The 11,623-nt window shown below is 58.4% G+C and carries 9 protein-coding genes and 3 pseudogenes; 1 reads left to right on the plus strand and 11 read right to left on the minus strand.

Annotation, left to right across the window (positions count from 1 at the left end):
* Positions 1-148: 148 nt before the first annotated feature.
* The 3 pseudogenes from C5F46_RS14730 to C5F46_RS14740 all read right to left on the minus strand — a co-directional run.
* Positions 149-308 (minus strand): annotated as a pseudogene (locus tag C5F46_RS14730) (IS630 family transposase); the annotation flags it as partial.
* Positions 309-338: 30 nt separating this feature from the next.
* Positions 339-917, minus strand: a pseudogene (locus C5F46_RS14735) (IS3 family transposase); the annotation flags it as partial.
* Positions 918-971: 54 nt separating this feature from the next.
* Positions 972-2,024: pseudogene (locus C5F46_RS14740) on the minus strand (IS256 family transposase); the annotation flags it as partial.
* Between the two features lie 61 nt (positions 2,025-2,085).
* Between C5F46_RS14740 and C5F46_RS14745 the strand changes: the two are divergent.
* Complete coding sequence (locus C5F46_RS14745) at positions 2,086-2,442, plus strand: hypothetical protein (RefSeq protein WP_235820186.1); 357 nt, start codon at positions 2,086-2,088, stop codon at positions 2,440-2,442.
* Positions 2,443-2,449: 7 nt separating this feature from the next.
* Here the strand turns inward: C5F46_RS14745 and C5F46_RS14750 are convergent, their stop codons facing one another.
* The 8 genes from C5F46_RS14750 to C5F46_RS16765 all read right to left on the minus strand — a co-directional run.
* The gene (locus C5F46_RS14750) at positions 2,450-3,844 is read right to left on the minus strand and encodes a hypothetical protein (RefSeq protein ID WP_146160241.1); all 1,395 of its coding nucleotides are present in this window, start codon (positions 3,842-3,844) and stop codon (positions 2,450-2,452) included.
* Positions 3,845-4,371: 527 nt separating this feature from the next.
* Entirely contained in the window at positions 4,372-5,052 is a 681-nt protein-coding gene (locus tag C5F46_RS14755; protein ID WP_133618608.1) for a hypothetical protein, read from the minus strand.
* Positions 5,049-5,702 carry an ABC transporter ATP-binding protein gene (locus tag C5F46_RS14760; protein WP_107326094.1) on the minus strand — a complete coding sequence of 218 codons (654 nt, stop codon included), beginning with the start codon at positions 5,700-5,702 and terminating at the stop codon, positions 5,049-5,051. The genes C5F46_RS14755 and C5F46_RS14760 overlap by 4 nt, the downstream gene beginning before the upstream one ends.
* Positions 5,703-6,485 (minus strand): ABC transporter permease, encoded by a 783-nt coding sequence (locus C5F46_RS14765; RefSeq protein WP_107326095.1) that lies wholly within the window; start codon positions 6,483-6,485, stop codon positions 5,703-5,705.
* Positions 6,482-7,687, minus strand: coding sequence for a lipopolysaccharide biosynthesis protein (locus C5F46_RS14770; RefSeq protein WP_107326096.1), 1,206 nt, complete (start codon positions 7,685-7,687; stop codon positions 6,482-6,484). The genes C5F46_RS14765 and C5F46_RS14770 overlap by 4 nt, the downstream gene beginning before the upstream one ends.
* Positions 7,684-9,792, minus strand: coding sequence for a capsular polysaccharide biosynthesis protein (locus tag C5F46_RS14775; RefSeq protein WP_328588582.1), 2,109 nt, complete (start codon positions 9,790-9,792; stop codon positions 7,684-7,686). The genes C5F46_RS14770 and C5F46_RS14775 overlap by 4 nt, the downstream gene beginning before the upstream one ends.
* Positions 9,785-11,167, minus strand: coding sequence for a glycosyltransferase family 2 protein (locus C5F46_RS14780; protein ID WP_107326098.1), 1,383 nt, complete (start codon positions 11,165-11,167; stop codon positions 9,785-9,787). Before C5F46_RS14780 ends, C5F46_RS14775 begins: the two co-directional genes overlap by 8 nt.
* The coding region (locus C5F46_RS16765; RefSeq protein WP_181317766.1) for a hypothetical protein at positions 11,167-11,623 on the minus strand (457 nt) is incomplete at its 5' end. The genes C5F46_RS16765 and C5F46_RS14780, both read right to left, overlap by 1 nt.

Below are 11,623 nucleotides of genomic sequence, written 5' to 3' on the forward strand. Positions count from 1 at the left end.
TTCTCCTGCACAGGGATCTTAAGAAGGCTAAGCAGCTGGAAGTACACCAGACGCTAGTGTTCCGAGTCTGACGGTTGCTACCTGTTTCCACGGATTTCATCGAGTGCGTCCAGTGCACGGCGTTCTCTGGTGAGGATATTTTCGGCGGATTTGGTCCAGACGAAGGGCTTGGCCTTGGCGTTGTGGAACAGCAGGTAGTCATAGATCGCCTCCTCCAGATCATCGACGCTGTCGAAACTTCCCCGGCGGATGCGCCGGTTGGTGATCTCGGCGAAGAAGCGTTCGACCATGTTCAGCCATGAGCTACTCCCCATCTCTTGGACAGATTTCCGGGTAATTTAAGCTACTGCCTGCACCTGCTGATCGGTTTCAATGCGGGTAAAGTAGACCACGGCGGGCGGTTGTCCGCCATGGGCAGTGTGAGGGCGTTGGTGGTTGTAGAAGGTGATCCAGCGCCCAATGCCGAGCCGAGCCTGCGACCCGGTTTCCCAGGCGTGCAGATAAACGCATTCATACTTCAAGGACCGCCAGAGACGCTCAATGAAGATGTTGTCGATGCAGCGCCCTTTGCCGTCCATCGAGATCCGGCTGCCGACCCGTTTCAGCCGGTCGGTCCAGGCGAAGGACGTGAACTGCGACCCTTGATCGGTGTTCATGATCTCGGGCGGGCCGAACTTGTGGATCGCCTCGTTCAACGCTTCGACGCAGAAGTCAGCCTCCAGAGTGTTGGATATCCGCCAGGCCAGCACCTTCCGGGTATACCAGTCCATGATGGCGACCAGATAGAGGAAGCCGCGGCGCATCGGGATGTAGGTGATGTCGGCGCACCAGACCTGATTGGGCCGATCGACCCGCAGTCCGCCGAGCAGATAGGGATAGGTCTTGTGCCCCTTCGCTGGCTGGCTGGTCGTGTCTCGAATGTGGTGGAAATTCTCTGGCGCCGATCTCCGAGCATTGGGATTTGGACCTGATCAGGCGACGAGGTCAAGGGTGATTGGTTCGATTGGCTGATCTAGGGTTTCCCAGCCATCGACCTTGCGCATCTGGATCTGGCCGGAGGCCATCAGGGCCCAGAGCAGCATCGGCACGGTTTCGGCGCAGGGCAGCACGGTCTGGGTCTTGACGCGGCGGCGGAATTCCTCGTTCAGCCGCTCGATCGCGTTCGTTGTCCGCGCCGATTTCCATTGTGACGGGTCGAGCCGCGTGAAGGTGAACAGCCGGTCGCCTGCCTCCTCGAGGCTGTCGGCGACGGCCTTGCATTTCAGCCGCCATTTGCGCAGGAATGCCTTGCGGCGTTTCTCGACCTCGACCGCGGTGTCGGCGTAGATCATGTCGCGGTAGTCCTCGGTCAGCTCGTCGTGCATCGTCTTCGGGGCATGGCCGAGAAGGTTGCGATGCTTGTGGACCGTGCAGCGCTGGACGGCCAAGTCCTCGCCCCAGAGCGCGACAAGTGCGGCCTCAAGACCAGGGGCGCCGTCGATGATGACGAACTCGGGCCGCTTCAGCCCGCGCGCATCGAGATCGGCGAGGAACTGGCCCCAGGCGGCCTTGCTCTCTCCACCCATATTCATGATGGATAACAGAACCTTCTGGCCATCCCGGCGCACACCGATGGCCGCCAGCACCGAGATGTTCGTGGCCTTGCGGTCGAGTCGGGTCTTGATGACGGTGCCGTCCAGAATGAGACGGACGATATCTTCGTCGGCCAGATTGCGGGCGCACCACGCGTCCCAGTCCACCTTCACCTTGCGCCAGGCCCGGCTGACCACGTCCTTGCCGACTGCCCCCTGAAACAGGCCGTAGAGCGCGCGTTTGACCCGCCGCGTGTTCGTTCCGGCCAGATAGACCGAGGCGATCAGGGCTTCTGCCTTCTTCGTCAGCCGCTGATAGCGCGGCAGCGCCTTGGACCGCCATTCGGTGATTTTACCCTCTTCGTTCTCGATCCGGGCGCGCGGCACGCTGACCGTTTCGGTGCCGAAGGTGCCAACGAGCTGGCGCTCGCGATGCCCGTTGCGGTAGCCCTTCAGCAGACGTCAGATCGTAGCTTACGTCACTGTCCGATTTTCGGGGAGCAGCTCAATCCGCGTGCTGATCCCCCTGACGGTGCGCAAGAAGAACGGGCGGCCGAAGATCTTGCCGCCCACCGACTACCGGCCCAGCGAAGATCAAGCGCAGGATCCGCATATCCTGCGTGCCATCGGCCGGGCATGGGGCTGGCGACGACGCATTGATGCCGGTGAGTTTGCCACCATTCAAGAACTGGCTGAGGCCGTTGGGCTGGCCGAGCGCCATGTCAGTAGGCAGCTGCGGTTGGCCTATCTCGCGCCGGAGGTGCTGAAGCGGCTGACCTGTGGGCGAGAGGCGTCGGCGGTTAGCTTATACGATCTTTGCTTTCTGGCGGGGGAGGGTTGGGGGGAGCAGAAGAGGCGAGCCTTCGACTGAAACCCGGTCACGACCGCAGGTCAGTAATGCCGAGTTCCTCCCACATCCAGCTGAAGTCGTAATCATGCATAGGGTCATCGGTTGGAAGGCGGGCATTGTTTTGCTCCAAGCCTTTCAACCAATTAGCGACGGCTTGCCGACCTTTCGCACTCCGCACAGCCTGCCGCGGTGTTTTGTCCCCCAGCGCGGGTACCTTCTGACGGAGGACATTACGATATTGGCGATCGAGAAATTGATGCACGGCCTCGCGCATATCCTCCGGGCTCATGCCTTCCGGCAAACTTCTGGGTGCAGGTGCTCGGGCGCCGCCCCTCTCGGCCATTGCCTGCTCAGGTGTAATTCGTTCAGTGAGCGGCGGCTGGACCAGACCATCAAGAATTGGCGCCAGAATATTCCTGATGCGCGTCGCGCGGTCCTCAGAGTTGACCATGACCTCAAGCTTTGACGGGCCAAGCGTCAGATGCCCGTAAATGGTGCGTCCAGTGTCTTCATGATCAGCCTGCGCGCTCGTGCGTCCCTTGCGGCCAGGCTTCTCCGGCGCGAACCATATCCAATGCTTCCCGTCATCTTCATCACGAATGTCAGGTGTGCCAGCGAGAGCCTCCGCGACTTTTGCCACTGTGATGCCGGGCAACAGACGATAATGCAGCGTCATGAACTCCAACTTCTCGCCGTCGGTATTGGCCAGTTCGGGCAAGGGTGCGTGGTAGCGCCGGATCGTGTCATTCAGCCAGAGCGTCGTAATCGCAGGCGCTGCGATAGATAGCAGCGTCTCGTCATTGACCAGTTCGGTCTCGAGCCGAGTTCGGAATTCTGGATCTGCGATTTCAGCCGCCGCCTCGGGCGCACGGCTCTGTGTGCGCCGCATGAGTGCGAGCATCTCGTCAGCAAGCTCTCGTTCTACAGCGAGCACCGCGGCAGCCATCTGCACAACGCCCCGCACGGTGATAATTCGGGTCGCGATGACGTCCCATTGCACCAGCGTCTTTGTGGCTGTCCGTTCAGTGACTCGGATCGGATCGCCGCCCCGGAAAAGGTCACGCGCCAGAAAGCTCTCTCCGGGGCGAACGTCGCTGACTTCATAGAGGCTGACCACCGAATCCCGAAGTGCCTCGATGTAGGAGCGATTGATCACTGTCTCTTTCCAGCCTCGCCGCTTGAGGTAATCGTTGGCGAGGTTACTCCCATCCTCCCAGGTCGCTGTACAGCAATCCTCGAAAGCACAGTCCATCGCCACCATGGCATGTTCGCCGATCACGTCTGGCAGGTCGTAGATGTCGATGTCGTTCAGGTCACAGGCACGTCGGATGTGTCGCTCGACCATTTCGGCCATGCGCTCGCGCCAAGGATCGCGGCGAGACCATTCAACCAGGCCACGGGCATTTCCTCGGGGTGCCATCATCGCGTCTCCAAACTCCACGGCTGCCGGTCGCAAGCCCTGTTACCTCCAATTAGACGAAAGGCTTTTAGTTACCAAGGGCTTCACGCAGTCTTACGAGGTTTTGCGCTGTGAAACGCCGCCATTGGGTGTCTCTGTTTGCACCGAGAGCAGATGATCTCCCTGCAACTGCGGCGTAGTTCATTCTCGACAACATGATGAAAAGGCGTAACTTTTTTAATCCGTCTCGATTTGGGTGAAGGGCGGGTGGAAAGAGACGCGGGGCGTTCTGAGACCGATTCTGGCCAAATCGCCAGTCTCCGAAAGTCGGATGGCCTCGCTAAACCCCTTTGAAACAAAAAGAAAAAAGGCCCCGTCAGGGACCTTATCTCGGGTTTGCAATGTGCAAGTGGCGGAGCGAATGGGTCTGGTATCCAACGCTCTCCGGCGCCTAAGACATTGTAATTATTTAACTCTGGTGAGGTTCGTAAGCCATTCGGCTCAAGCGGGCCTCACTTCGAAATTCATCCGCACACCAAAGTGCTGTAAACTTACTTCGCGCCAAGACTCAGCCTTAGGCCCAGACCGATGATGTTCGAACCGGTCCGAGATGGGGAGATGATACCATAGATCCCCGAGCGGTGGTGCAGTCGGGTAAAGACGCTTAACCGATCCCATGACGCATGGGCATATTCTGCCTCAAAACCCATATAGTACTGGAATTGAACAGTATCTTGTCCACGCACAAGATTTGTTCCGTATTCGTGGGCAGGCGACGACAAAGCATAAGAAAAGCCGTTGGCCCAGCCGAAGTTAATGGTCCCGAAGGACGCAAGATCGTAATCGCGCGTCCGCAGCATCACCCCGAGGGTCACTTCCTCATGGGTTTGGAGCCCGCGGTGAAGACTCGCGGTTCCCTCGAATTCGATGCGCGCGTCCGAGAACCCGATGGACGTATAGGGAATGAAAAGATCCCGTGTAAGCAGATGACGGGACATGATGACCGAGGTCAGATAGCTGTCGCTGAAGGTCAGCCGTCCCGTTGCCGCGTTATAGGGCAGGTATGGGAGCCGTGTATCCGCCCATTGCCCGGAATAGATTCCGACCCGCCACCCTTCGGCATGGGCAGGTGGAGCCACCACAACACCAAAGGTCGCGATAACGACATGGATGACGAACACCATCGATGCGCAGATCTGGCGCATGACTGACCGGGTTTCACTGATCATCACGCGTTGAGCTCCTTGTAGGCGAGAAGAAGGTCATCGGTCCGATCGAAGAACCGAATGCGGCTTCCCTCCAGCAGTAACCCGCAGTCGCAATATTGGGCGATTGTGCTAGGCGAGTGCGAAATCATTATGATCTGGCTTCGGGCGAGCTTGTCCTTAAAGACGGCCTTGCTCTTTTTCTTGAAATCTTCATCGCCGACAGCCGTGACCTCGTCGATCAGATAGACATCGAAGTCGATCGCCATACTCAGGCCAAAGGCCAGGCGGGCCTTCATGCCGCTCGAATAGGTCTTGATCGGCAGGCGCAGGGACGGCCCCAACTCCGCGAATTCGGTTACGTAGGAGATGACGCGCGCCGGATCCTGCCCGTAGATGCGCGACACGAAGCGGATGTTCTCGATGCCAGTCATGCTACCGTTGAAGCCGCCGGAAAACCCCAGCGGCCATGACACGCGTGACGTGCGAAAAATATTGCCGAGGGTCGGCGGTTCGATGCCGGCCATCAGGCGCATCATCGTGGATTTTCCGGCCCCATTCTTGCCCATGATCCCGACATTGCGATCCGGCGGAAACGCAAAGGAAAAATCGGACAGGATCGTCTTTTTCACACCCCCGACCCGGTAGTATTTGCTGACCCTGTCGAAGACGAGCATCTAGTACCTCGCCTGCCGGAACAGACGCTCGCCGGCCAACCCCACCAGCAGCATCCCTGCCCCGACGCTTACGGGATACCAGACATCGAGAAGCATCGAGTTGTAGTTTGGATAGAAGCCGTGGCGGAACCATTCGACCAAATGCAGCACGGGGTTCCATTGCAGCAGATCGCGTGCCTGTGGGGGCAACTGGCTCGGGACGTAGAAGATCCCTGAGACGAAGAACAAAGGCCGGGTCAGGATTTTTTCGATCTGGGTCCAGGTGTCCCAGAGAGAGGCAATCACGGCGTTGAGCGTGCCAAAGCCGAGGCCCAGCAGAAAGGTGGCGAGGAAGGCCAAAACAACATGCTCGGGATGCGCGGGGAGTGAGGCAAGTTTCAGGGCGATCAGCGCGGTGTAGAAGACGACCATGATCACCACATAGGTGGCGGCCACCAGCACGGCCCGGGCGATCAACGTGTCAACATCCTTGATGATCGGATATGTGAGCAGGGCCCGGTTGGCATCAAAGACCGTCATGAGCTTGTTCGATAGCTGGTTGAAGAACTGAAGGGTGAGGACACCCGTTGCGAAAAACAGGGCCAAGCTCGATCCGAAGGGGGGCTGGCGACCGATGATGCTGAATAGGAACACCATCAGGCCGACGCCGACGGTCGGCGTGATGATCGCCCAGACATAGCCGAATGGCGATGTCCCAAAGGTCGCGCGGGTTTCGCGCAGAACAAGGCTGGCAATCACGCGCAGCTGCAAAGACAGAAGCTCGGGCGTGCTCACCAGCTTCATGTCAGATGGTCCCGCACGGAATAGGTGATCAGCGCCCCGATGCCCCACGCGGCGACCAATGCGAAGCCCAGGATCATGAGGTTTCGCAGGCTGCGCGGGTATTGCGCGGATTCAGGGGCCTGGGGCCGCAAATGGATGGCCAGATAGCGTTGCTGTCGGTCGGCATCCCTGCGCGCCTGCTCCAGCGAGGCAAGGGCCGATGCATAGGCCTGTTGCGCCAGACTTCGTTCGACTTCGAGTTCTTCGTACAGGGCAAGCTGCTGGCTGACAGCGCTGACACCGCTTTCACCAAGGATATCGCTGCCGATCGCCTCTCGACGTTCAACGATCTGGGCGGCCAGAGCATCCGCATTGCGTCGCAGCGCGGTGAGACTGGGCGCGTTTTCATCGAGGGTCTGGCGCAAGGCGGCAATGCGGGCATTCACGTCGATGAGACGCGCCTCGAGGCTGGCGATCAGCTCGATCTCGAGCGCGGCACTTGCAGAGGGGTCGACGGATTGCTCGGAGGCGCGGAAATCGCGGATCGCGCCGAGCGCCTGTCGCAATCGGGCCTCCTGAAGCTCCACTTCTTCGCGAGCAAACCTGAGCGCGTCGCTGCGGGCGTTGGCTGAGAGTTCGTTGACCAATGTCTGCGTCAGGCGCAGAACCACCGCTGCGATCTCGCGCGCATGCTCCGGGGTGAAGGATTGCACCTCAAACTCGATGATCCCCGAGGCCGGATCGAATTGGGTGTGGATCCGTCTGTTCCAGTACTTCAGAAACTCCTCGACCGTCGCCTCGGGAGCCAGCCGCGACAGCGGATCAACGTCGGGCGAAGAATAGACGCCGCGCAGATCCAGTTGCCGGTCCACGGCCTCCAGAAGCTCACGACTGGCGAGGTAGCTGAGCACGATGTAGGAGTCGGACGTGGTCGATCCGGTGCTGGCAAGGCCGGTCAAGGCGCCTATCCCATCGATCCCGGCGTTCGTGTCGATGCCGCGGATCGAGAAACCAGCGCGGGCCGCATAACGATCGGTGGCCAAGGTCGCGAAATAGATCGTAGCGGCAATGAACGGCAGCACCACGCACAGGAGGAACGACACCAGTAATCTGCTGGGTCGGCGTTTCTCCTGCCAATCGCTCGGATCGATCGCCGCCGAGTTACCGAGCGTGAGCACCTTGCCCTTTGACACCGACCGCTCGTCGTTCATTGCACTGGTCATCGCGTGTTTCCCTTAAGCTTCAGCCAGGTCAGAATGGCGACCCGCAAGATCTTGCGATGCAGACTCCGATGCTGAGGGCCGTCGTTTGCCAATTCAGCAAGTTGTTCTACTGCCTGCTCGGGCTCGACGAAGCAGTCCCGCTCATAGTTGAAATATCGAGGGTAAGAAATCAGAGCCGCATGAACCAATTCGCCTACCGTCAATCGCCGCGTCCGGCGGGCGCATGCCACCCGGTCTTCCGTCAACCCCCAGCCCGCATAGAATGGCAGACCGTGGCAGACGACCTTCACGCCCCGGATCAGCGCCTCGAAGCCCAACAGCGAAGTCATCGTATGAACTTCATCGACCTGTCCCATAAGCTGGCCTAGAGACACTGGTCGCGCCAAGACTTCATCGGCAAAGGCCAGCGCATCCCGCTCTCCGTCACCTTGGCGGCGGAGGCCAGCCAAAACATCGGGGTGCGGCTTGTAGACGATATAAGCAGCTGGGTTTTCCTGCCTGACGCGCCTGAGAAGCTCAGCATTGGACCTGACCTCTGGCGAGCCGAGCCGGATCGAGGCGTCGGTTGCGACCTGGCCGACGACGAGAATTACGGGGTTTAGTGCATTGGGCCGATCCCAAGCCTCACTACCCAAGTTGTATTTTGTCAGGTCGTGCTCAATCAACCTGTTGCGGAGTTCATCAGCACGCCCTACCGCCGCTCCGTCCAGCACCTGCGTTTCGAGAATGTGCTCCAACCGCGACGGGCGCGTGGCGTCATAATAAATCCCGACATCGTCGATGACCAGCGACAGCGGCCGCACGAGATCGGCACCAAGACCGGAGGAACGCAGAAAGCCGTCTTCAATCCGCAAGATGGTCGCGTTCGACGGGAGTGCTTGAGCCTCGGCGCTGCCCCATAGGGCAATCGTGGACGAAGATTGCGATGGCGACACGGCTGAGGGTGTTTTCTCGAACACCACATGAGAGCCTTGAAGGAAGCGCCGAATGAAAGGGCGTTTCCAACGCGAGAAGCCGAGGGCCACAATCTGTTCAGGAAATTCCTGTCGTTTCCGGCGCTGCAATCCGGCATGCGCAAAGCTGCACTCGGGTTCGCAGGGGATCATGGTCACGGGGTCGATGTAGCGGGGATATTTGACTAATGCCGCATGGACGAGCTGCGCGAGGGTCACGGGCTTTCGCCGCTCCGGTGCAGGCAGTTCGTCATCTGTCAAACCCCAGCCGGCATAGAAGGGCATCCCGAAGCAGCGCACACGCTTGCCCCAGATAAGCGCCTCAAACCCCATCTGCGATGTCACGGTGTAAACGGCATCGGCGTGCTCGATCAGCCTCGACGGGTGAACAGGGTCCGCCACAATCCGGACGCGTTTGTTCGCTGCCATTGCCGCGAGGCCGAAATGCCCCTTCTTGCCGTTCGTGACCACATCGGGATGGGTTTTCAGAATGATGGCATACTCGGGATATTCGGTGAGGGCTGCCTGCAGCATACGCGTAAAGCTCTCGGCGTTGGCGCCGCCATGGAGGATGGAGGCATCGCCAAATGTCTGATCACATACGAGGATGTAGCGGTCCGGCAAAGACCCTGAGACATCACGTTCCGCGTTATACTTGGAGAGACGCTCTGCACGCCACATCGCGATAATGTTGCGCGCTTGCGCGATCTCGGCTCGCGAAAGCGACTCTTGGGCGAAGATCTCAAGATCGGAGAGCTCGGTGCAGTCATAATAGATGCCGTTGCCGTCGAGCACGAGGGATAGGGCCAGATCGTCACGTCCGACGGAGCGCAGAAAACCATCCTCGACAAGGCGAAAAGCGCGCCCTTGATGCGCAGCCAAGGCCATGGCGCGTCTGCCGGACCACTTCCGTCCCCAACCCAGAACTGTGTTTCCCTTCAATGGCAGGAGCCGACTGTAGAAGACAGGGCGGTCCCTTAGAACGGTCGATAGTGTCTGGGATCGCGCCAAAAGCAGGCTGGTGCATGCATAGCCGGCCGTCTGCGATGCCATCGCCGTCCGGAAGCACTGCCGGCACCAAGACGGCGCTGACACAAGGCGGGCCCGCCATTTTGCCGACAGGATCGAAAGGCGTGGCATTACATCAGACATGCGATTGACCGCCCGATCGTTGCAGCCATCGCCGCGTGTAGGCTTCGGTGTAGGCAATTCGACGAGGATCGGTTGGCTCCCCAAGCCCACCTATCGAAACAGAGGCCGTCAAAGATCCGGAACGATCGGCCGCAAAGCTGAGGGGGAGCCGCAAACGAATCCGCCGATCCTTGGGAAAGCTGTTGCGGAGGCGAAAGAGGTATTCGCTATCGGCACCATATCTCTCTTCCTCCCAATAACCACACTCACGAAGCACCAACACACGACGAAACAAGAGCGAACTGGTGTTGAGGCGCTGCAATGGATAAATTTCCCTGCGCGCAAAAATACCATTATCCGAAACTCTCACCATGTCGGAAATCGAAAACACAAGACGCTCATCTTGCAACAACGGAAATAGTTGCCGCTCAATTTTCTGAGCATGCGCAAAATCATCCGCGTCATGAACTGTCACAAATTGCCCGACAGCTTCCTTCAAACCAGCATTTCGCGCGGCATAGGCTCCCCTGTTGAGGGCAGAATCCAGCACACGAACACGTGGATCCTCCATCACAAGCTCATTGGCTATCCGCTGGGTGCTGTCGCTGGAACCATCATTGACAATAATGATCTCCAGGTTGCGATAACTTTGCTTGAGTAACGAAGACACGCTGTTCCTGAGGGTGGCCTCAGCATTAAAGGTCGGCACGATAATCGAAACGAGAGGGCCGTTATGAGAAGTATGCTCGTTCTCACTGCGCAACATATCTAGTCGAAAGAATGATGCGCCATCAGCAAGATGGACCGCTGACAGGCCGAATTCGAAAAGCTGTCGGTTCACCGCCGCCACCTTCTCTCCAATGTTCGTAGTCAAATTTGCCTTTAGAAAGAAATGCCCTGCCACGATATCTGGTCGTGCTGGGCGTGCAATCTCTCGAAAAGACTTTTGCGCCAAAACCTGCTGTTTCAGCGCAAGATAAATTGCGGCGTGAAAATCAGCCGTAGCTGGCAGACCCGCAAGAAGCTTAAGCGCCAAGGACGGATTAAATCTGACTATACCCCGCGCCGCCTCGATTGCATATCGTGGCTTTCTGCGAAGCGTGGCCAGATGCTTTTCGACGAAACCTTCGCAACTCTGAATGCGCCCTGCCACGGCCAGCGAGACAGAGATCGCAACAAGATCCCGAACAGTTCTGGGAACATACTTCTCAGCCTGAGCGACCACAATTTGGTAACACCCCAACCGATACCAAGCGTATATGCAGGCAGAATTTCCTGCAGAAACCGACGGACCACATTGTCGAAGGACATCAAGAAAATCATGCCGACGCAATGCTGCGTGAGCCCCAAGGGCTCGTCGGACACGATCCGGGAGAATTGAGCGGCTGAAAACCATCACGAGCCCGGACGCAATCGAAAATAAACCCTTGCCATAGTCGACTTTGAGTCCGAAAAATATGCAAACCGGTTTCGCGAGTATTTTCTGCGCTTCCTCTCGCTGCGCACCAGGTTCTCAACCAACCATTTTTCAAAAGGTCTTTTTTTTCTTTCACCTTCCGCTTTAAGGTCTTCAAGCATTCTCGTAAGCGCGGCGGTTTCTTTGAAACGGAGTTGACGCTCACTGGTGATCTCGGTCTTGGATTTTTCCTCTTTCTGTTTGATGCGTGTTTCAGCCGCGTCAAGTTTTGCGGCAAGCTCTCTATTGTGCGATGTAAGCTTCGCCACTTCTTCCCGCAAATCCTCGGCCATGCGTGTCAGGGCAGCGGTTTCAGAAAAGCGTGTTGCTCGTTCAGACTCCAACGACGCCTGAAGCGACCTTCTTGAGGTTTCGACCTCGGCCAGCGCGCGCTTA

The sequence above is a fragment of the Phaeovulum veldkampii DSM 11550 genome, assembly GCF_003034995.1.
Classification (GTDB): domain Bacteria; phylum Pseudomonadota; class Alphaproteobacteria; order Rhodobacterales; family Rhodobacteraceae; genus Phaeovulum; species Phaeovulum veldkampii.